This is a genomic window from Streptomyces sp. SID1328, assembly GCF_009865595.1.
Classification (GTDB): Bacteria; Actinomycetota; Actinomycetes; order Streptomycetales; family Streptomycetaceae; genus Streptomyces; species Streptomyces griseoluteus.
The window spans coordinates 1-20,061 of record NZ_WWKH01000414.1 but is presented as its reverse complement, the minus strand read 5'-3'; the positions used below and the strand labels follow the sequence as shown (position 1 = coordinate 20,061).

Genomic DNA, 20,061 nt, shown 5'->3' with positions numbered 1-20,061 from the left:
GGCCTCGGGGGCCTCGGCCTGGGGTGCCGGGGCGGCGGCCTCGGGCTGCGCGCCGGTCTCGGTGCCGGCTGCGGCGGCGGGCGAACCCGCCGGGCGGGACGCGGCACGGCGACGCCTGCGCGGGGGCAGCGTGTCGCTCGGGGTGTTCAGTTCGGAGCCCTCGTTGGGCTCGGTCGGTTCGAGCATGCGGGCATTTCTCCCGTCGGAGCTCCCGGGTCGCCGCGCCTGGTCCGGGGCCGGTCTCGTGAAGAGAACCGGCACCGCTGACGTCCGCGGCCCGCGCGATGCGCGGTGGCCGCCGTCCGGGGCGCGGGCGCCGCACGGGAGCACTCTGTGTCCTGTCTCGCCGGTTCCGTACGCCTTGTCGGTACGGCCTGGCGAAAGTCTTCTGGTCGGTGCGCTGCCCGACCCAGGTGGCTCCCGGATCAGAGGGCGGCGCTACGGCGTCCGTCCCTACGCGGGACCTTCCGGCGCCGGCACCGTCGCGGCGGCAGCGGGTTCGGCCTTCGGGGCCGTGGCTGCCTCGCGGTCGGGCGCGAGCGGGTCGGTCACCGTGCCGGTCTCTTCATCGAACAGCCCCTGCGCCAGCCTGGTCACCGCTGCGGGGACCGGCGGCGCCAGGTCGGCCACGGCGCGAAGACCGGACAGGACGTCGTCGGGTCGTACGGCAGGCGTCACGTGCCGAACAACCAGGCGCAGTATCGCACAGGGCCGGTCGCTGGGCCTATCAGCCGACTCGTCCCGCGTTTCCAGGGTGACGACGGCGGCGCGGGCGTCGAACGTACGGACGCCGTTCTTGGCCATCCGCTGCACCTGAACCGTCTCCGCCGCCATGAACGCCTCGGTGGCGGCCTTGGCCTCCTCGGGGGCCACGCCGTCCAGCCGCAGCTCCCACACGGAGGCGGTGAGCCGGTCGGCCAGCCCCGAGGTGCGGCCCTCCACAGCGTCGACGATGTCGAGCCCGGCGGGCATCGACTCGTCGAGCAGGGCGCGCAGGGTCCCGGGGTCGCGCGGTGCGGTCAGCGCGATCTCCAGGTACTCCGCCTCACTGCCCGTGCCGGTGGGTGCGGCATTGGCGTACGACACCTTCGGGTGCGGCGTGAACCCCGCCGAGTACGCCATGGGTACCTCGGCGCGGCGCAACGCGCGCTCGAAGGCGCGCTGGAAGTCACGGTGGCTGGTGAACCGGAGGCGGCCGCGCTTGGTGTAACGCAGTCGGATGCGCTGCACCGCGGGTGCGGGCGGCGGGCCTTCGGGCTGTCGCTTGCCCAGTGTCCTAGTCCTTCGTGAGAACGGTCGTACTGCTACCAAGAGTACGTGGATCGCGCGCCGGAGGTTCCCGCCGGTCCACCGCGACCTGCTGCCGGGGCTCTCCGAAGAGGGCCCGGCGCAGGTCCCGGCGGGTCTCGCGCAGGGTCTCGCGGGCGGCGGCGAGGGTCAGCCGGGTGACCCGTCCCACCTCGCGCGCGGCCCGTGCGGCGGGCCGCAGCACCACGTCCCGTACGACGTGTCCGGCCGGGGTGAGGACGGTCCGGTACACCCAGCGGGCAGGCTCCACGAAGATCCACCGGAAGAGGGTCCCCAGGGCGCGGCCGATGACACGGGAGAGGTGCCCGGCGACCCGCCAGGCGTGCCCGAGCGCGTCGACGACCTCCCGCGCGACCACGGCCAGCACCCGGCCCACGGGGGCCAGCACCCAGCGCCACAGCGCGAGGGCGGGCAGCACGAACAGGATGCGCGCCGTCCAGTACAGGACCGTCCCGGCCCCGGTGACCAGGGCCTCGGCCACCCACAGCAGCGCCCGCCCCACCGGGCTCAGCACGTGGCCGTACAGCCACCGGGCGGGGACGACGAGCAGGTTCCGGACGAGCCAGGCGGCGCCGGTGAACACCCCGAGCCCGACGGCGGCCAGCAGGGCGCCGGCACCCCGCGCGAGCCAGGCCAGGCCCCGGCCGACCGGTGCCAGGAGATAGGTGACCACACCCCGCGCGGCCCAGCGCAGCGCGTGGCCGAGGGGGGTCAGGAGATGGGCGTAGAGCCAGCACAGCGGCGCGACGACCAGCACCTGTCCGAGCCATCTCAGTGCGGTGCCGACCGGGACCAGTACCCAGCGCCACAGCGCCACGAAGGGCCAGACGAACAGGGCCCGGCCGGCCCACAGCAGCGCGCGGCCGAGGGGCCGCAGCACGGTGGCGTGCAGGAACCCTCCGGCCGCGACCAGCGCGTCCCACGCGAGCCGTACCGGCACCACGAGCACCAGCACGACGATCCGGACGGGCAGCCGGAGGGCGACGACGAGGCAGCCCTCCAGGGGCTGTGGCGCGGGCGGCTTGTCGAGGTCCATACCCTCATGGACGCCGCTGACCCGTTTTTGGATGCCTTTTCAGCCTGCCGGAACCGCGCGGGACTTGTACGTCTCCGGGTAGCGCTGGGTGAACTTCACCGCGATCACCAGCAGGACGACGGGGACGACCCAGTTGAACCAGTCGTCCTGGCCGGGGAAGTGGATGGCCAGCCAGGTGGAGGCCGTCATGACGGCGAAGGTGACGCCCCAGTACGTGGTGAGCACCCGGTTGATGTGCCGGAAGACCGGCGAGTCCCAGTACTGGCGCGGGGTCGACTCGCGGGCGTACTGGGCGGTGAAGGGGTCGTGGAGCAGCGACGCGAAGGCGATGACGGCGACCAGGCCGTTGGAGATGACCTGGGCGTAGGTCTCCAGCCAGAGCAGGTCCGCGCGGTTCAGGGCGAGGGCGAGGACGGAGAGGACCGCGAAGAACACGATGCCGGCCGCGTCCAGGATGCGGATCCTGCCCTGCAGCAGGTCCTGGGCGGACAGCACGAGGGCCGCGACCAGGGCGGCGAGGGCCGCGTACTCCCAGGTGCTGGGGCTGGCCACCACGCCGAAGATGATCCAGGGGGCGAAGGAGAGGAACACGTTCACGGTGCCGGGCGGCTTCTTGCTGGGGGTGGTCTGTTCCGTGGTCGCCTGCTCAACCATGAGGACGTCCTCTCCTGATGGTGTGCCGTCGTGGGAAGCCGCGGGCCGCCCCCTCCCATCGTCACGCCGCGCCGCCCCGCCCGCACGCCGCCCGCCCGTGGTGCGCGGTGGCGGGCGGGCACTTACCGTGGGAGGTGCGGTCCGGACCATCAAGGGGTTCGCTCGGCATGTCCGGGAGCCGTCATGACGTATCGCTTCAGCGAGAACGACCAGTTCAACTTCGAGATCCTGCTCGCCCTCGGGTCGGTGTGGCGGCAGGGAGCCGACGCGGGCGAAGTGCTCAGCACCGCCGCGTCGGTGGCGGGCGGCGACGGGCAGGTGTGGTTCGACGCCTGGCTGGACCTGGGGCGCCGCGTACGGGTGGAGGCGGAGGAGTGCGCGGCGGCCGGTCACCTGGTCAGCGCCCGCGAGGGGTGGCTGCGCGCGGCCGGGTATCTGGGCACCGCGATGGTGGGCGTGGACGCGGTACCGGACGCGGAGAAGCGGGCGGCGGAGGCGTTCACCGAGCACCGGTCCTGCCTCGACCGGTTCCTGCTGGCCCTGGACCCGCCCGCCGAGCCGGTGTCCATCCCGTACGAGGGCACGACGCTCCCCGGCTATCTGGTCAGCCCGCCCGGCACGGACGAGCCGCTGCCGACGCTGATCGCCAACAACGGCAGCGACGGGCCGCTCAGCGCGGCCTGGACGCTGCTCGGCGCCCCGGCGGTGGAGCGGGGGTACCGCGTCCTGCTCTTCGACGGACCCGGCCAGCAGTCGATGCTCTTCGAGCGGGGGGTCACCTTCCGGCCGGACTGGGAGAACGTCATCACCCCGGTCGTGGACTACCTCCTCGCCCGCCCCGACGTCGACCCACGGCGTATCGCGCTGGCCGGGATCAGCCAGGCCGGGTACTGGGTGCCGCGCGCGCTGGCCTTCGAGCACCGGCTCGCGGCGGCGGTCGCCGATCCGGGGGTGGTGCGGGTCGCGGAGAGCTGGTGGCAGCACCTCGGGCCGGACCTGCGCGCGCTGTGGGAGTCCGGGGACCGGGACGCCTTCGACGCGATCATCGGGGAGGCGCTGGAGCAGAACCCGGCGCTGGCCGCGACGTGGCACTGGCGGGCCAAGCCGTACGGCGTGGAGAGGCCCTACGACCTGCTGTGCGAGGTCTCTCGGTACGACCTGCTGACCGAGGTGTCCCGGCACGACCTCACCCGCGTCGTGGACCACATCACCACCCCGCTGCTGATCACCGACCCGGAGGGCGAGCACTTCTGGCCCGGCGCGTCGGAGCAGTTGTACGACGCGCTGCCCGGCCCCAAGGAACTGGTGCGCTTCACCGAGGAGGAGGGGGCGCATCTGCACTGCGAGCCGCTGGGGCGGGCGCTGTTCGAGGAGCGGGTCTTCGACTGGCTGGACGCCCGGCTGGCGACCGCCGGCACGGTGTGAGGAACGGGTTTGATCACCGTACGGCTGCGGCCACGTAACGCCTTGATCTGATCACGCCAAAGTTATGGATTCCGGCCAGGGGTGCTGCTTCCATGGGAGACCAATCACGCACTTCCCTGGGGGGACGAGAAATGCACTGGTACGTGGACGTGCTCAAGAAGTACGCGGTGTTCAGCGGTCGCGCGCGGCGGCAGGAATACTGGATGTTCTTCCTGTTCAACCTGATCATCACCATCGTGCTGGCGATCGTGGACGCGGCCCTGGACACCCAGGTCCTCCAGCTCGTCTACGGCCTCGCCGTCCTGATCCCGGGCCTCGCCGTCGCGGTCCGCCGCCTGCACGACACGGGCCGCTCCGGCTGGTGGATCCTGATCTCGCTGATCCCGCTGGTCGGCTTCATCATCCTGCTCGTCTTCCTCGCCTCGGAGGGCAAGCCGGAGGCCAACGAGTACGGCCCCAACCCGAAGTACGCCCCGGCGGTCTGACGCCGGCTCAGCCACGACGAAGGGCCCACCGGATCATCCGGTGGGCCCTTCGTCGTGTTCCGCCGGCCTTGGCCGGGACGTGGTCAACGCCCTCACATGGGCACGTCAGCATGACGTGGCGCTGCGGGTGCGGAGCGGCGGCCTCAGCCTTGAGGGCTGGTCGAACGTCGACAACGGCATCGTGATCGATGTCAGCGAACTGAAGTCGGTTCATATCGACACCACCGCTCGCACGGCGACAGTCGGCGCCGGGCTCAACCAGCTGGAAGCGGTGACCGCCCCGGCTCCCATCCGTGCCCTTCGCGTTCATATAAGACGTATGTGCTGGACTTGCGCACCCGGAAGATCGGTACCGTCCCTCACATGCCGGCCATACCGCCACCGGTGAGACCCGGAGCCAGCGTCGGCACCCAGAAGACGGCTACCGCCAGAGCGATCGAGACGATACCCACGGCACGGGCCACCAGGCGGCCGGCCGGAGCGAGCTTCTCAGCGGTGATCACGACAGCCAGTACCACCATGGCCCACAGGTTCATCAGGCCGAATGCCGCCAGCAGCAGCATGAGCGACCAGCAGCAGCCCAGGCAGAAGGCGCCGTGGTGGGCTCCGGCACGCAGATCGCGGGAGTGTCCCTGGTACGAGGCGTAACGAAGCATGAGCCCGATCGGCGAGCGGCACCTCGCCAGGCAACGGTCTTTGAGCGACGTGAACTGGTAGACGCCACAGACCGCGAACACGGCCGCGGCCACTGCGGTCCCTGCCGCCGTCGCCGCCCGGCCCAGGCCCACGGCCAGCGCATACGCCGGCAGCCCGGCCATGGCCCAGACGAGCAGGTACGCAACGGTGAAAGCGACCATGCGCCTCGACCGGTGCACGGTGATGGTGCGTGCGTACAGCGCGGCGACGGGCGCCGTGGAGGGCAGCATCATCGCGGCCATCATCAGCGTCCACACGCCCAGGAAAGCGGGCAGTCCCAGGCCCATGGTGGCGGTCGTCGCCTGCATACCTCCCCAGCGCGTCACCACCCAGCTCCAGGCGACGGCCGCGGCTACCAGCAGAAGCCCGGCAGGGCGCACCCTTCGACGCCCAATGACCGGCCCCTCGGTCATACGGACCACGTGAAGGGCGCCGAGTGTCCGTTGCCGCCGGTGAAGTCCCAGGACCGGCCGAACACGCCGTCGCCCGTCGCCCGGGTGGACCGGGCGATCGTCAGCGTGCTGTTCACAGGATGGAACACGCCCGTCAGGCCCATCACCGGACCGTCCTCGCCGAACTGCGGGGCGACTTGGTCCTCGATCTCGATGTCGATGGCGTCACCCACCCGCGCGGCATGGCGGCGGCCGTCGTCGCGGTAGACGATGGGGACGCGCTCCACTCCGAGGACCTCGCCGATGAGCGGCGTGAGCGCCGCCATCGGCCCACCGGCCTGGCCGGAGAAGACCTTGCCCAGCGCCTCCGCCTGACTCTCGTCGGCCGCGGCATCGACGTAGAGCGCGACCTGCCAGCCGCCCTCGGCCATCACCCGGGGTGCGTCGATGAAGACGGCGACGCTGCGGTCGGAGACGTCCACGCCGCCCACGGTCCCGCTGTCCACGTGGAACGCGAAGGTCACCTGGCAGCGCTCGTGGTCGGCCGGCGCGGTGAGGCCCGAGGTGGTGCAGGGGCACACCACGTCACAGTTGCAGCTCTCCAGGTACGTGCCGCTCAGATTCCAGGGCATGCTTCCTCCCTGTTTCGCATCCCCCTCGACGTATCGCACACCTCAGGCGGGCCCGTTCCGCTCCGAAGTCGCTTTTCCCAGGCTATTCCCGACAGTTCCCGTTGGCACCAGCCGCGGTGCCGAGCCCGCAGGTTCCCCGCCACCGCACACCAGTGAGCCCCCTCTCCATCAGGAAAGGGGGCTCACTGGTGTGAGGCGCCGAGCGCCCCGCTCACGTCAGTGCGAGTGACCACTCGACGCCGGCGTCGGACCCGCGTTCTTGACCGTCAGCGGCAGCAGCTTCTTGCCGGTCGGGCCGATCTGGATGTGGGTGTCCATCTGCGGGCAGACTCCGCAGTCGAAGCAGGGGGTCCAGCGGCAGTCCTCGACCTCGGTCTCGTCGAGGGCGTCCTGCCAGTCCTCCCAGAGCCAGTCCTTGTCGAGGCCGGAGTCGAGGTGGTCCCAGGGGAGGACTTCCTCGTAGGAGCGCTCGCGGGTGGTGTACCAGTCGACGTCGACGCCGAACTCGGCCAGCGCCTTGTCCGCGCAGCCCATCCAGCGGTCGTAGGAGAAGTGCTCGCGCCAGCCGTCGAAGCGGCCGCCGTCCTCGTAGACCGCGCGGATGACCGCGCCGACGCGCCGGTCGCCGCGCGAGAGCAGGCCCTCGACGATGCCGGGCTTGCCGTCGTGGTACCGGAAGCCGATGGAGCGGCCGTACTTCTTGTCGCCCCGGATCTTGTCGCGGAGCTTCTGCAGGCGCGCGTCGGTCTCCTCGGCGGAGAGCTGCGGCGCCCACTGGAACGGGGTGTGCGGCTTGGGCACGAAGCCGCCGATGGAGACCGTGCAGCGGATGTCGCCCGAGCCGGAGACCTCGCGGCCCTTCTGGATCACATGGGTCGCCATGTCGGCGATCTGGAGGACGTCGTCGTCCGTCTCGGTCGGCAGACCGCACATGAAGTACAGCTTCACCTGCCGCCAGCCGTTGCCGTACGCGGTGGCGACCGTACGGATCAGGTCCTCCTCCGAGACCATCTTGTTGATGACCTTGCGCATGCGCTCGGAGCCGCCCTCGGGGGCGAAGGTGAGACCGGACCGGCGGCCGTTGCGGGTCAGCTCGTTGGCCAGGTCGACGTTGAACGCGTCGACCCGGGTGGAGGGCAGCGAGAGGCCGATCTTGTCGTCCGTGTACCGGTCCGCCAGGCCCTTGGCGATCTCACCGATCTCGGAGTGGTCCGCCGAGGACAGCGAGAGCAGGCCGACCTCCTCGAAGCCGGTCGCGTTGAGGCCCTTCTCGACCATGTCACCGATGCCGGTGATCGAGCGCTCGCGCACCGGGCGGGTGATCATGCCCGCCTGGCAGAACCGGCAGCCGCGCGTGCAGCCGCGGAAGATCTCCACCGACATCCGCTCGTGCACCGTCTCCGCCAGCGGCACCAGCGGCTGCTTCGGGTACGGCCACTCGTCCAGGTCCATCACCGTGTGCTTGGAGACACGCCACGGGACACCGGAGCGGTTGGGCACCACCCGGCCGATCCGGCCGTCGGGCAGGTACTCCACGTCGTAGAACGCCGGGATGTACACCGCGCCCGTCTTCGCCAGCCGGAGCAGCACCTCCTCGCGGCCACCGGGCCGGCCCTCCGCCTTCCACCGGCGGATGATCTCCGTCATGTCCAGCACGGCCTGCTCGCCGTCACCGATGATCGCCGCGTCGATGAAGTCCGCGATCGGCTCCGGGTTGAACGCCGCGTGCCCGCCGGCCAGCACGATCGGGTCGTCGACCGTACGGTCCCGCGACTCCAGCGGAATACCCGCCAGCTCCAGCGCCGTGAGCATGTTGGTGTAGCCCAGCTCGGTGGAGAAGCTCAGGCCGAACACGTCGAACGCCTTCACCGGACGGTGACTGTCGACCGTGAACTGCGGGACACCGTGCTCCCGCATCAGCGCCTCCAGGTCCGGCCACACGCTGTACGTGCGCTCGGCGAGGACGCCCTGCTGCTCGTTGAGCACCTCGTAGAGGATCATGACGCCCTGGTTGGGCAGACCGACCTCGTACGCGTCCGGGTACATCAGGGCCCAGCGGACCTCGGCCTCGTCCCAGGGCTTGACCGTGGAGTTCAGTTCTCCGCCGACGTACTGGATCGGCTTCTGCACATGCGGGAGCAAGGCTTCGAGCTGCGGGAAGACCGACTCGACAGACATCGCGGCATTACCTTCGTGAGCTGACTAAGGGCATCTCCCGGCCGGCGGCTGGAAGGGTGACCATCAAGCCTAACCCGTTCGGACGCGTCCCTCCGCACACCGAGCTCAGTGCGGGAACGCGGAGCGGGCCTTCGCCCACTTGCCGGGCAGCTTCTCCTCCGTGCGCCGGGCCGCCCGCTCCTCCCGCTCGTACAGCACCCCGTACGTGAACGCGCTCTCCCCCGCCGCGTGCGCCACCGCCGCCAGCTCGCGCAGGGTCTGCCGGGCCAGCACGCTGTCCTGATGCTCGCCGAGCAGGCTGGTCAGCTTCTTCGCCGCGCCGGCCAGGGCGCGGGCGGAGCCGCCGAGCGCGGGGACGGCCGCCTCGGCGGCGTACCGGGCGCGCTTGGCCCGCTTACGGGCCTGGTGCAGCGCGTGGTCACGGTCCTCGCCGGGCGGCTGGTCCAGCGCGGCCGTCACCAGCCGGGCCAGCTTGTCACCCTCCTTCTTCAGCGCGCGGGTGAGCACCTTGCCCGGCTTGCGCGCCGCCTTCTGCCGCAGCGGGGGGTCCGCGAGCAGGGTGTCGAGGCTGTCCAGCAGGGCGAGGTAGCGGGCGGAGTCCAGCACCCCGAGCAGCCGGCCGCGGGTACTGCCGTGCCGGGCGGCGGCCCAGGAGGCGAGGCGGTGGCGGACCGGACCGGTGACCTCGCCGGGCGGGACCGCGTCCAGGGCGTCCGACAGCCGTTCCGCCAGCACCTCCTGGTCCCGGCCCGCCCCGAGTTCGCGGGCCAGCCACTTCAGCTCGGCGGCGACCGGGGCGGTGGCGTCCCGGTCCAGCACGGAGCCGAAGCTGCGGAAGGCGGAGCGGAGCCGGCGGGTGGCGACGCGCATCTGGTGCACGGAGTCCGGCAGGTCCCGGCGGACGCCGGGGTCGCGGGCGAGGATCTCCTCGCGCTGCTCCCGGAGGTACGCGAGGACGTGGTCCCCCGCTGTCACCGGCTCCGCCGTCCGCCCCGCCGACCGGGCACGGGAGCCGCCGGTACGGCGCAGCGCCTCGGCCACCTTGGACGACGCCTTCGACGGCCGCACCCCCGCCTCCGCGAGCCGCTCCTCGACGGCGTCCAGCACGGCCGGGTCGGCGCCGTCGGCCAGCTCCACCTCGATCTCGGTCCACCGGGCGGTGCCGCCCGCGCGGTTGAGCCGCTCGGCGTCGACGGTGTCCACGCTCGCCTCGGCCAGGAGGGTCCCGTCCGCGCCGACCAGGTGCCGTACGTCGCGGGCGGAACGCAGCCGGACCACGGGGACCAGCCCGGCACCCCGGACCCGTGAGCGCACCAGCGCGGCGATCTCCTCGGGCACGGTGTCCGAGAGCGGGGCCCGGATCTCGTCCCGGACACCGGGAGCGACGGGGAACTTCAGATGCCACCCGGCGTCCGCGCCTCCGGTACGGCGGCGCAGCGTGAGTGAGGCCGCCCCCAGCCGCTCGTCGGCGGTGTCGTAGTAGACGGCGTCCAGCTCGACCACACCTCTGTCCACGACGTCCGCCACCGCGCCGGCCCCTGCCAGCTCGGGCAGCGGCTCGTCGTCCGCCGCCTCGTACTTCCGCTCGATCTCCCGCTTCACGTCCGCCATGAACCGAATCTAGAACGCCTCCGCGATCTCAACCAGCCCCCGGGAACGGTCGAGGCCGCAGGTCCGGCCCGGCGGACCGCCGCACTCCGCGGCCGCACACGCTCCCAAAAACGCCTAGGGCCCGGTCCGGTCTCCCCGAAGGGAAACCCGACCGGGCCCGATGGCCGAGCCGCCGAAGGCTCACGCCGACATGGGGCGCTGCACTCTGATCGACTGCAGCAGTCCCACCGCGATCCACACCGCGAACATCGAGGAGCCGCCGTAGGAGACGAAGGGCAACGGCAGGCCGGTGACCGGCATGATGCCGAGCGTCATGCCGACGTTCTCGAACGCCTGGAAGGCGAACCAGGCGACGATGCCGGCGGCCACGACCGTGCCGTACAACTCGGTCGAGTCACGGGCGATGCGGCAGGCGCGCCACAGGATGACGCCGAGGAGAAGGATTATCAGGCCGGCTCCGAGGAAGCCGAGCTCCTCGCCCGCGACGGTGAAGACGAAGTCGGTCTGCTGCTCCGGCACGAACTGGCCCGTGGTCTGCGAGCCGTGGAACAGCCCGGAACCGGTCAGCCCGCCGGAGCCGATGGCGATACGGGCCTGGTTGGTGTTGTAGCCGACGCCCGCCGGGTCCAGCTCCGGGTTGGCGAAGGCCGCGAACCGGTTGATCTGGTAGTCGTCCAGGATGTGGAGCTGCCATACCGCGATGGCACCGATGGCGCCGGCCGAGATGAGGCCGAACACCCAGCGGTTGGAGGCGCCGGAGGCGAGCAGCACCCCCAGGATGATGATCACCATGACCATGACCGACCCCAGGTCGGGCATGAGCAGCACGATGAGGATCGGCACCGCCGCCAGCCCGAGCGCCTGGAGCACCGTGCGGTGGTCCGGATACGCCTTGTCGCCCGCGTCGACCCGCGCGGACAGCAGCATCGCCATGCCCAGGATGATCGTGATCTTCACGAACTCCGAGGGCTGGATCGAGAAACCGCCGCCGAAGACGATCCAGGAGTGGGCGCCGTTGACGGTGGAGCCCAGCGGGGTGAGCACCGCGAGGATGCCGGCCACCGAGAGGCCGTAGAGGATCGGCACCGCGTTGCGCAGGCCGCGGTGGCCCAGCCACAGGGTGCCGATCATCAGGGCGAGCCCGATGCCGGTGTTCATGAAGTGCCGGATCAGGAAGTAGTACGGGTCACCCTGGTTGATCTCGGTGCGGTTGCGGGTCGCCGAGAACACCAGCAGGGAGCCGATCATCGACAGCGCGAGCGCCGCCAGCAGTATCGGCCAGTCCAGCCTGCGGGCCAGCGAGTCACGGGCGAAGATCCTGGTCCAGCCCGCCCGCTTCGGGCCGTACCCGGAGACGGAGAAGGTGTTGCCGGTCATGTGCGCGTCCTCCGGCTCCCCCTCCGGCGGGGCCGCCTGCGGGTGTTGCTGTTGGTGTTGGGCGACGGCGAGGTGGCGGGGGGCTGGTCCTCGCCGTTGCTGGTGTTGTTCTTCTGCGCGGCCTCCACCTCCTTGGCCGGGTCGTTGCTGATCTTGGGCGCGGCGACCGTGCCGTCGGGACGGACCTTCGGGAGGGTCTTCTGCGGCTCCGGCAGCATCGCCTTCTTGTTGTCGATCGAGCCGTCGCCCTGGACGCCGTACAGCGCGCTGTAGATGTTGCGCACGGCCTCACCGGAGGCTCCGGAACCCGTACCGGCCTGGGCGATCGTCATGATCACCGTGTAGTCCTTGGAGTAGGTCGCCAGCCAGGAGGTGGTCTGCTTGCCGTAGACCTCCGCCGTACCGGTCTTGCCGTGCAGCGGGATCTTGTCCTGCGGCCAGCCGCCGAACTTCCACGCGGCGGTGCCTCGGGTGATGACGCCCGCGAAGGCTTCGTCCATGCCCTTGAGGGTGGCCTTGCTGACCGGCAGCCTGCCCGAGGGCCTCGGCTTCAGCTCGCGCACCGACTTGCCGTCCGCGCTGATGACCGCCTTGCCGATGCTCGGGTGGTACATCGTGCCGCCGTTGGCCACGGCGCCGTAGATCACCGCCTCCTGGATCGGCGTGACGAGGGTGTCGCCCTGACCGATGGAGTAGTTGATCGAGTCGCCCTCACGCATCTTGTTGCCCTCGAGGCAGTTCTCGTAGGCGATCTTCTCTACGTACGACCCGTCCTTCTTGCCGTACTTGCACCAGGCGTCCTTGTTGGCCTTCCAGTAGTCCAGCTTCCACTGGCGGTCCGGGATGCGGCCGGTGACCTCGTTGGGCAGGTCGACGCCGGTCTCCTTGCCGAGGCCGAACTGGTGGGCGGCCTTGTAGAAGAAGTCCTTGGGCTGGCCCTTCTTCGGGTTGATGCCGCCGTCCTTCTTCCACTGCTGGTCGGAGAGGTAGTAGAAGACGGTGTCGCAGGAGACCTCGAGCGCCCGGCCCAGCGGGATCGGGCCGAAGCTCTCGCCCTCGAAGTTCTTGAAGACCTGGCCGCCCACCGAGTACGAACTCGTGCAGGGGTAGCGCCCGTTGAAGTCGTATCCCGCCTCGACCGCGGCGGCCGTGGAGACCACCTTGAAGGTGGAGCCCGGTGCGGCCTGGCCCTGGATGGCCCGGTTCAGCAGCGGGTAGTCGGAGTTCTTGCCGGTGAGGGCCTTGTAGTCCTTGGCGGAGATGCCGCCCACCCAGACGTTCGGGTCGTAGTCGGGCGCCGAGGCCATGGCGACGATGCGCCCGGTCTTGGCCTCCATCACCACGGCGGCACCGGAGTCCGCCTTGTAGTTGGTGCCGGTGATGTTGTCGAACTGCTGACGGGCGACCTTCATCGCCTTGTCCAGCTCGAACTCGGTGACCCGCTGGATACGGGAGTCGATGCTGGTGACCAGGTTGGAGCCGGACTCCGCCGGGTCGGCCTTGGCCTTGCCGATGACCCGGCCCAGGTTGTCCACCTCGTACCGGGTGACGCCGGCCTTGCCGCGCAGTTCCTTGTCGTACTGCCGCTCCAGGCCGGAGCGGCCGACCATGTCGGAGCGCAGGTAGGGCGACTCGGTGTCCTTGGCCTTCTGGATCTCCTCGTCGGTGACCGGGGAGAGATACCCGAGGACCTGGGAGGTGTTGGCCTTGCCCGGCGCGCCGTACCGGCGGACCGCCTCGGGCTCGGCGGTGATGCCGGGGAAGTCCTCGGCCCGCTCCCGGATCTGCAGGGCCTGCTTGGGCGTGGCCTCATCGGTGATCGGGATCGGCTGGTAAGGCGAGCCGTTCCAGCACGGCTGGGGGGTCTTGGCGTCGCACAGCCGGACCTTCTGCTGCACCTCCTCCGGCTTCAGGCCGAGGACGGCGGCGAGCTTGGCCAGCACGCCCTTGCCGTCGTCCTTCTGCTTGAGCAGGTCGGTGCGGGAGGCGGAGACGACGAGCCGCGTCTCGTTGTCCGCGAGCGGCACTCCGCGCGCGTCCAGGATGTCACCGCGCACGGCCGGGTCCACGACCTGCTGGACGTGGTTGCCGGACGCCTCCTTCTGGTACGTGGCGCCCTCGCGGATCTGGAGGTACCACAGCCGGCCGCCGAGGGTGCCGAGCAGGGAAAGCACGAGGATCTGGATGACGACCAGCCGGATCTGGACCCGTGGGGTCCGCCCGGTCTCGGGAATATTGGTCATGGGCGCAGCCCATTCATTGGAAGGGCGGTGGCGGGCGACGGGTGGGCGTTCGTCACTGCTGCTGACTCCCCCTCTCAGCGCGGGACTGGTAGGCGCGTACGGATGCTGAACGTGCGGCCGAACTGGCCCGGTTCCGCCGGTTCTTCCCCGTTCGGGTGAACTCGGGGGCTGTCACAGCCGCTTGACCCCCTTGATCCGGCCGACGCGGGCGGAACGGGTGCGGGCCCTGGCCTTCAGCGCGCCGAAGCCCCGCTGGGAGCCGATGCGCAGGCCGGTACCGGAGGAGAGCCAACCCGAGGAGATGTTCCCGGCCTTGGCGGCGGGCCCGGACTCGGCCAGCGGGTCGTTGTCCGCGCGGCGGGCCAGCCACATCACGCCGGGCACCACGAAGGGGGCCAGCAGCAGGTCGTACAGCGCGGCCGAGAACAGCAGGCCGGGCAGGCCGACATGGCGGGCGGCGGTGTCGCCGACCAGGGCGCCGACGCCCGCGTAGAGCAGGGTGGAGCCGATCGCGGCGGCGACCACGACGGCCATCGGGCCGGTCGCCGACTTCAGCCGGCCGGTCTCGGGCTTGACCAGCCCGGCGAAGTAGCCGATGACGCACAGGACCAGGGCGTACCGGCCGGCCGCGTGGTCGGCGGGCGGGGCGAGATCCGCGAGGAGTCCCGCGCCGAAGCCGACCAGGGCGCCGCCGACATGGCCGTACACCAGGGCGAGGCCGAGAACGGTCAGCAGGAGCAGGTCGGGCACGGCACCGGGCAGGTGGAGGCGGGCCAGGACACTCACCTGGATCACCAGGGCGACGACCACCAGCACGGTGGAGAGCAGGACGCGGTTGAGGCGCATGGGGGTTCAGCTCCTACTGCTGCTGGCCGTCGGTGTCGGTGTCGTCCGGCGCGGAGCCGTCCGCCGAGGGGGTGACCGTGACGGTCACCGTGGGCGTCGGGACCGGCTTGGGCTTGGCCGGGAGGACCTCGTCGCGCGGGTCCTTCTTCGGTCCCGCCACGACCACGCCGACGATGTCGAGCTTGCTGAAGCCGACGTACGGGGTGACGTAGAGCGTGCGGGTCAGGCCGCCGCCGGAGGGGTCGACGCGGGAGACCACGCCGACCGGGACGCCGGGCACGAACGGCTTGTCGGCCTGGGAGCCGAAGGTGACGAGCCGGTCGCCCTTCTTCACCTCCGCCTTGCCGTTGAGGAGTTCCACGCGCAGCGGGCGGTCGCCCTGGCCGGAGGCGAAGCCGAGTTCGTCGTTGCCCTCCATCCGGGTGCCGACGGTGAAGTCGGGATCGTTGGCGAGCAGCACGGTGGCGGTGTCGGGGCCGACCGTGGTGACGCGGCCGACCAGGCCGTCGCCGTTGAGCACGGTCATGTCCCGCTTGATGCCGTCGTCGGCGCCCGCGTCGATGGTGATGGTCCGGGAGAAGCCCTGGGCCGCTCCTATGGCGATGACCTGGGCGCCCTTGATGCCGTACTGGCCCTGGCCCGCGACCTTCAGCATCTTGTCGAGCTGGTTCAGACGGCTGCGGGTGCGGTCGTCACTGCCCAGCTTGGCCTTGAGCGCCGCGTTCTCCTTCTCCATGACCGCGAGCCGGTCATGGCGGTCTCCGGAGTTCCGGACGGCGGAGACGGCGTTGCCCACCGGGTCCACCGCCGTGGACATTCCGTTCTCGATCGGGCCGAAGGCCGCGGCCGCGGCCTGCCGGGCTCCGTCGACCGGGGAGTTCCGGCCTCCGCGGATGTCCACCGTGATCAGTGCGAACGCGATGGCGATCAGCAGGACCAGGAGCAGCCGGCTCTCTTTCGTGTCCCTCACGTGCGGCGGCCGTGCCCTTCCTCTATAGGAATTCGGGGACCCCCGATAAAGCGCCGTTGCCGATGCGCGAATCGAAGGGGGTCCGTTGGGGGAGCTTATGCCTCTATATCAACGATCCGCCGCACGAGAGCAGAACGTCTCGTACGGCGGAATCGAAGTGTCATGTCATCGGCGCGGCTGGGCGTCGAGCACCTGCTGCAGCGCCTCGAACTCCTCGACGCACTTGCCGGAGCCGAGCGCGACGCTGTCGAGCGGGTCCTCGGCGATGTGGATCGGCATGCCGGTCTCCCGGCGCAACCGCTCGTCGAGGCCGCGCAGCAGGGCGCCGCCGCCGGTGAGCACGATGCCCCGGTCCATGATGTCGCCGGACAGCTCCGGCGGGCACTTGTCCAGGGTCGTCTTGACGGCGTCGACGATCGCGTTGACCGGTTCCTCGATCGCCTTGCGCACCTCCGCCGCGGAGATGACGACGGTCTTGGGCAGCCCGGACACCAGGTCCCGGCCGCGGACTTCGGTGTGCTCGTCGGAGTCGAGGTCGTACGCCGAACCGATCGTGATCTTGATCTGTTCGGCCGTCCGCTCACCCAGCAGGAGGCTGTACTCCTTCTTGATGTACTGGATGATCGCGTTGTCCAGTTCGTCACCCGCGACGCGGATGGACTGGGCGGTGACGATGCCGCCGAGGGAGATGACCGCGACCTCCGTGGTGCCGCCGCCGATGTCCACCACCATGTTGCCCGTGGCCTCGTGGACCGGCAGGCCGGAGCCGATGGCCGCGGCCATGGGCTCCTCGATGATGTGCACCTGGCGGGCGCCCGCCTGGGAGGAGGCTTCGATGACGGCGCGCCGCTCGACACCCGTGATGCCCGAGGGCACGCAGACGACGACCCGAGGCCGGGCCAGATACCGCCGCTTGTGGATCTTCAGGATGAAGTAGCGGAGCATCCGCTCGGTGATCTCGAAGTCGGCGATCACGCCGTCCTTCAGCGGCCGCACGGCCACGATGTTGCCCGGCGTGCGGCCGATCATCTTCTTCGCTTCGGCGCCGACCGCGAGGATTCCACCGGTGTTGGTGTTGATCGCCACGACGGACGGCTCGTTGAGTACGATCCCGCGACCCCTGACGTACACCAGCGTGTTGGCGGTCCCGAGGTCGACAGCCATGTCACGGCCGATGAACGACATTGAGTTCCCCATCAGGATTCGACGGGCCTTCCCTGGAAGCTTTTGAGGGCTTTTCAGGTCGGCGAGGTGGGTGCGGTGACGTGAAGGCTTCCATCGTAGACGCGCCTGCACGAACACCGCGCGAGGGTCTTCGCCCATTGTCAGCAGATGGCGCGCCGCCTCGCTTGTGGAGACGGTCCATCGGGGGCATGCGTTCCCCCGAACGGCAACGCATATGCCGAGGGACGGCCGAAATGGTACGGCCGTCCGGCGGCGGGATATCCGGGGGGCCTGACGGACCCTCAGAAAAAATTCCCTAAAACTCCTTACGGCGCGGCCCGGACGGGCCCGCACCGCACCGGTCAGTCACGGCCCGGAAAGAAAATCTTCACCTCGCGCTCGGCGGACTCCTCCGAGTCCGAGGCGTGGATCAGGTTCTCGCGCACGATGACCCCGAAGTCGCCCCGGACGGAACCGGGAGCCGCCGCGATCGGGTCCGTCGGCCCGGCGAGCTGCCGCACACCCTCGATGACCCGCTCCCCCTCGACGATCATCACGACGACGGGGCCGGAGGACATGAACTGCACCAGCGGCTCGTAGAACGGCTTGCCCTCGTGCTCGCCGTAGTGCTGCTCCAGCGTGCCCCGGTCCAGCTCGCGCAGCTCCAGCGCCGCGATCCGCCAGTCGGCCTTGCGCTCGATACGGCCGATGATCTCGCCGATCAGGCCACGACGGACGGCGTCGGGCTTGAGCAGGACGAGGGTGCGCTGGGTCACGGGAGGCTCCTTACGACTGACGTGCGGTGGCACGAGGTTACAGGGCGTGTCCGCGCCCTCGTCACGCAGCGTCAGCCGTAGGGGAGGAACCGGCTTCGGCGGCCGCCGCGAAGCGGGCCTTGGCCTCGTCGACCTTGCGGCCGTAGTGGACCGAGGCCCACCACAGGGCCGCGAAGACGGCGCCCATGAAGTACATCATCGGGACGAAGAAGCCCGCGGCGATCAGGGCGAGCTGGAGGGCCCAGCCGAGGGCGACGCCGCCCGGCCGGGTCACCATGCCGCACAGCAGCACGGACAGCACCATGGCGACCCCGCAGACCCACCACACCGTGGACACGGCCAGCGAGGGGTCCTTCATGGCGACCAGACCGGCGAACCCGATGACGAAGAACTCGCCGATCAGCGTCGATGAACAGAGCGTACGCACGAGCGGTTTACCTCAGCCCTTCCGAAGCAGCAGGCGTGCCTCGCCCACCGTGATGACCGAACCGGTGACCAGTACGCCGCCGCCGGCGAACTCGCCCTCCTCCTCGGCCAGCGTGATAGCGGCCTCCAGCGCCTCCGGCAGCCGGGGCTCGACCTGGACGCGGTCCTCGCCGAACACCTCGACGGCGATACCGGCCAGTTCGTCCGCGTCCATCGCGCGGTGGCTGGAGTTCTGCGTGACGACGACCTCCGCGAAGATCGGCTCGAACGCCTCCAGCAGCCCGCGCACGTTCTTGTCCGCGCTCGCGCCGACCACGCCGATCAGCCGGCTGAAGTCGAACGACTCGCGCACCGCCTCCGCGGTCGCCTCCGCGCCGGCCGGGTTGTGCGCGGCGTCCAGCACCACGGTCGGGGAACGCCGGACGATCTCCAGCCGGCCCGGCGAGGAGACGGCGGCGAACGCCTTGCGCACGGTGTCGATGTCCAGCGGCTCGGCGCGCTCGGCACCGACGCCGAAGAACGCCTCGACGGCGGCGAGGGCGACGGCCGCGTTGTGCGCCTGGTGGGCGCCGTGCAGCGGGAGGTAGACCTCGGGGTACTCGCCGCCCAGTCCGCGCAGGGTGAGCAGCTGGCCGCCGACGGCGACCTGGCGGTCCACCACGCCGAACTCCATGCCCTCGCGGGCCACGGTGGCGTTCTCCTCGACGGCCTTCTTCAGCAGCACCTGCGCCGCGCCGACCGGCTGCTGGGCCATGATCACGGTCGAGTCCGGCTTGATGATGCCGGCCTTCTCGGTGGCGATCAGCTCGGGCGTCCCGCCGAGGCGGTCGGTGTGGTCCAGCGAGATCGGCATGACCACGGCCACGTCACCGTCGATCACGTTGGTCGCGTCCCAGCTTCCGCCCATGCCGACCTCGACCACGGCGACGTCCACGGGCGCGTCCGCGAAGGCGGCGTACGCCATGCCGGTGAGCACCTCGAAGAAGGAGAGGCGGTGCTCCTGGGCGGTGTCGACCATCTCGATGTACGGCTTGATGTCTTCGTACGTCTCGATGAAGCGCTCGGCGCTGATCGGGGCGCCGTCCAGGCTGATGCGCTCGGTCACCGACTGCACGTGGGGGCTGGTGTAGCGACCGGTGCGCAGTTCGAAGGCGCCGAGCAGGGCCTCGACCATGCGGGCGGTGGAGGTCTTGCCGTTGGTGCCGGTGATGTGGATGGAGGGGTACGTGCGCTGGGGGTCGCCCAGTACGTCCATCAGGGCGGCGATCCGGGTGACGGACGGCTCCAGCTTGGTCTCGCCCCAGCGGGTGGCCAGCTCGGTCTCCACCTCGCGCAGGGCGCGGTCCACCTCGGGGTCCTCGGGGCGGGCCGGTACGTCGGCCTCCGGCGGGCCGCCCTGGGTACGCAGGGTGCGGCTGCCGGCCTCGATCACGGCGAGGTCGGGGTCGCGGTCGGTCTCCTCGGCGATGATGTCGTCGAAGTCGGCGAGGGGGTCGGGCGTGTCGTTGTTACCGGGCGAGTCGCTCACGTCGCCCAGTCTACGGAGGGGGTGGCGCCTCGCGCGTGGTGGTCCGACGGCGGGCCGGTCGTGGCCGGCCGCGCAGTTCCCCGCGCCCCCGGGTGTCTGCGGCCGAGCCCTGCTCGATCGCTCGCGCGGGCGCCTTCCGTGTTCGGCTGCGGGCCCATGGGGGCCGGCCGCGCAGTTCCCCGCGCCCCTGGGGAGCCACAGCCGAGCCTCGCTTCATCGCTCGCGCGTGCGCGTCCCCCTCGTTCGGCTGCGGGCCCGTGGGGGCCGGTCGCGCAGTTCCCCGCGCCCCTGGGGAACCACAGCCGAGCCTCGCT

19 protein-coding genes are annotated in these 20,061 nt (G+C 70.7%); 3 read left to right on the top strand and 16 right to left on the bottom strand.

Annotated features, from left to right (window positions below):
• The 4 genes from GT030_RS12420 to GT030_RS12405 form a co-directional block, all read right to left on the bottom strand.
• Positions 1–186 (bottom strand): hypothetical protein (locus tag GT030_RS12420; protein WP_161201154.1); only part of this gene is annotated, 186 nt, incomplete at its 3' end.
• 267 nt (positions 187–453) lie between these two features.
• Positions 454–1,230 (bottom strand): TIGR03936 family radical SAM-associated protein, encoded by a 777-nt coding sequence (locus GT030_RS12415; RefSeq protein ID WP_161201153.1) that lies wholly within the window; start codon positions 1,228–1,230, stop codon positions 454–456.
• Between the two features lie 46 nt (positions 1,231–1,276).
• Positions 1,277–2,344, bottom strand: coding sequence for a hypothetical protein (locus GT030_RS12410; RefSeq protein WP_161201152.1), 1,068 nt, complete (start codon positions 2,342–2,344; stop codon positions 1,277–1,279).
• 39 nt (positions 2,345–2,383) lie between these two features.
• A complete protein-coding gene (locus GT030_RS12405) occupies positions 2,384–2,998 on the bottom strand; it encodes a hypothetical protein (RefSeq protein WP_161201151.1) in 615 nt (204 codons plus the stop codon).
• Between the two features lie 183 nt (positions 2,999–3,181).
• On the opposite strand from GT030_RS12405, the gene GT030_RS12400 reads away from it, so the two are divergent.
• The 3 genes from GT030_RS12400 (at position 3,182) to GT030_RS36390 (ending at position 5,296) form a co-directional block, all read left to right on the top strand.
• The gene (locus tag GT030_RS12400; protein ID WP_161201150.1) at positions 3,182–4,423 is read left to right on the top strand and encodes a dipeptidyl aminopeptidase; all 1,242 of its coding nucleotides are present in this window, start codon (positions 3,182–3,184) and stop codon (positions 4,421–4,423) included.
• Positions 4,424–4,554: 131 nt separating this feature from the next.
• Positions 4,555–4,908 carry a DUF805 domain-containing protein gene (locus GT030_RS12395; RefSeq protein ID WP_161201149.1) on the top strand — a complete coding sequence of 118 codons (354 nt, stop codon included), beginning with the start codon at positions 4,555–4,557 and terminating at the stop codon, positions 4,906–4,908.
• A gap of 40 nt (positions 4,909–4,948) precedes the next feature.
• Positions 4,949–5,296 carry an FAD-binding protein gene (locus GT030_RS36390; protein ID WP_346009621.1) on the top strand — a complete coding sequence of 116 codons (348 nt, stop codon included), beginning with the start codon at positions 4,949–4,951 and terminating at the stop codon, positions 5,294–5,296.
• On the opposite strand, the gene GT030_RS12385 is transcribed toward GT030_RS36390, so the two are convergent.
• The 12 genes from GT030_RS12385 to GT030_RS12330 form a co-directional block, all read right to left on the bottom strand.
• Positions 5,268–6,017, bottom strand: coding sequence for a DUF2182 domain-containing protein (locus tag GT030_RS12385; protein ID WP_161201148.1), 750 nt, complete (start codon positions 6,015–6,017; stop codon positions 5,268–5,270). The genes GT030_RS36390 and GT030_RS12385 overlap by 29 nt on opposite strands.
• On the bottom strand, positions 6,014–6,628 hold the full coding sequence (locus GT030_RS12380) for a DUF1326 domain-containing protein (protein ID WP_161201147.1): 615 nt from the start codon (positions 6,626–6,628) through the stop codon (positions 6,014–6,016). The genes GT030_RS12385 and GT030_RS12380 overlap by 4 nt, the downstream gene beginning before the upstream one ends.
• Before the next feature lie 216 nt (positions 6,629–6,844).
• Positions 6,845–8,806, bottom strand: a complete 1,962-nt coding sequence (locus GT030_RS12375; RefSeq protein ID WP_161201146.1) for a TIGR03960 family B12-binding radical SAM protein — start codon at positions 8,804–8,806, stop codon at positions 6,845–6,847.
• Positions 8,807–8,911: 105 nt separating this feature from the next.
• Positions 8,912–10,417: a CYTH and CHAD domain-containing protein gene (locus GT030_RS12370; protein ID WP_161201145.1), complete on the bottom strand. Its 1,506-nt coding sequence runs from the start codon at positions 10,415–10,417 to the stop codon at positions 8,912–8,914.
• A gap of 180 nt (positions 10,418–10,597) precedes the next feature.
• On the bottom strand, positions 10,598–11,794 hold the full coding sequence (gene rodA / locus GT030_RS12365; protein ID WP_161201144.1) for a rod shape-determining protein RodA: 1,197 nt from the start codon (positions 11,792–11,794) through the stop codon (positions 10,598–10,600).
• Complete coding sequence (gene mrdA / locus GT030_RS12360; protein WP_161201143.1) at positions 11,791–14,037, bottom strand: penicillin-binding protein 2; 2,247 nt, start codon at positions 14,035–14,037, stop codon at positions 11,791–11,793. The genes rodA and mrdA overlap by 4 nt, the downstream gene beginning before the upstream one ends.
• A 171-nt stretch (positions 14,038–14,208) precedes the next feature.
• On the bottom strand, positions 14,209–14,883 hold the full coding sequence (mreD, locus tag GT030_RS12355; RefSeq protein WP_031182274.1) for a rod shape-determining protein MreD: 675 nt from the start codon (positions 14,881–14,883) through the stop codon (positions 14,209–14,211).
• Between the two features lie 13 nt (positions 14,884–14,896).
• On the bottom strand, positions 14,897–15,853 hold the full coding sequence (gene mreC, locus GT030_RS12350) for a rod shape-determining protein MreC (RefSeq protein ID WP_161201142.1): 957 nt from the start codon (positions 15,851–15,853) through the stop codon (positions 14,897–14,899).
• 165 nt (positions 15,854–16,018) lie between these two features.
• Entirely contained in the window at positions 16,019–17,038 is a 1,020-nt protein-coding gene (locus tag GT030_RS12345) for a rod shape-determining protein (protein WP_020940056.1), read from the bottom strand.
• A gap of 341 nt (positions 17,039–17,379) precedes the next feature.
• Positions 17,380–17,793, bottom strand: a complete 414-nt coding sequence (gene ndk, locus GT030_RS12340; protein ID WP_161201141.1) for a nucleoside-diphosphate kinase — start codon at positions 17,791–17,793, stop codon at positions 17,380–17,382.
• A gap of 61 nt (positions 17,794–17,854) precedes the next feature.
• A complete protein-coding gene (locus tag GT030_RS12335; protein WP_161201140.1) occupies positions 17,855–18,220 on the bottom strand; it encodes a DUF4233 domain-containing protein in 366 nt (121 codons plus the stop codon).
• A gap of 12 nt (positions 18,221–18,232) precedes the next feature.
• Positions 18,233–19,747, bottom strand: coding sequence for a folylpolyglutamate synthase/dihydrofolate synthase family protein (locus GT030_RS12330; protein ID WP_161201139.1), 1,515 nt, complete (start codon positions 19,745–19,747; stop codon positions 18,233–18,235).
• Positions 19,748–20,061 lie beyond the last annotated feature (314 nt).

Excerpts from the sequence above, each read along its gene's own strand:
- GT030_RS12410 (WP_161201152.1), bottom strand. The coding sequence starts at position 2,344 with ATGGACCTCGACAAGCCGCCCGCGCCACAGCCCCTGGAGGGCTGCCTC.
- GT030_RS12405 (WP_161201151.1), bottom strand. The coding sequence starts at position 2,998 with ATGGTTGAGCAGGCGACCACGGAACAGACCACCCCCAGCAAGAAGCCG.
- GT030_RS12400 (WP_161201150.1), top strand. The coding sequence starts at position 3,182 with ATGACGTATCGCTTCAGCGAGAACGACCAGTTCAACTTCGAGATCCTG.
- GT030_RS12395 (WP_161201149.1), top strand. The coding sequence starts at position 4,555 with ATGCACTGGTACGTGGACGTGCTCAAGAAGTACGCGGTGTTCAGCGGT.
- GT030_RS12385 (WP_161201148.1), bottom strand. The coding sequence starts at position 6,017 with ATGACCGAGGGGCCGGTCATTGGGCGTCGAAGGGTGCGCCCTGCCGGG.
- GT030_RS12380 (WP_161201147.1), bottom strand. The coding sequence starts at position 6,628 with ATGCCCTGGAATCTGAGCGGCACGTACCTGGAGAGCTGCAACTGTGAC.
- GT030_RS12375 (WP_161201146.1), bottom strand. The coding sequence starts at position 8,806 with ATGTCTGTCGAGTCGGTCTTCCCGCAGCTCGAAGCCTTGCTCCCGCAT.
- GT030_RS12370 (WP_161201145.1), bottom strand. The coding sequence starts at position 10,417 with ATGGCGGACGTGAAGCGGGAGATCGAGCGGAAGTACGAGGCGGCGGAC.
- rodA (WP_161201144.1), bottom strand. The coding sequence starts at position 11,794 with ATGACCGGCAACACCTTCTCCGTCTCCGGGTACGGCCCGAAGCGGGCG.
- mrdA (WP_161201143.1), bottom strand. The coding sequence starts at position 14,037 with ATGACCAATATTCCCGAGACCGGGCGGACCCCACGGGTCCAGATCCGG.
- mreD (WP_031182274.1), bottom strand. The coding sequence starts at position 14,883 with ATGCGCCTCAACCGCGTCCTGCTCTCCACCGTGCTGGTGGTCGTCGCC.
- GT030_RS12345 (WP_020940056.1), bottom strand. The coding sequence starts at position 17,038 with ATGTCGTTCATCGGCCGTGACATGGCTGTCGACCTCGGGACCGCCAAC.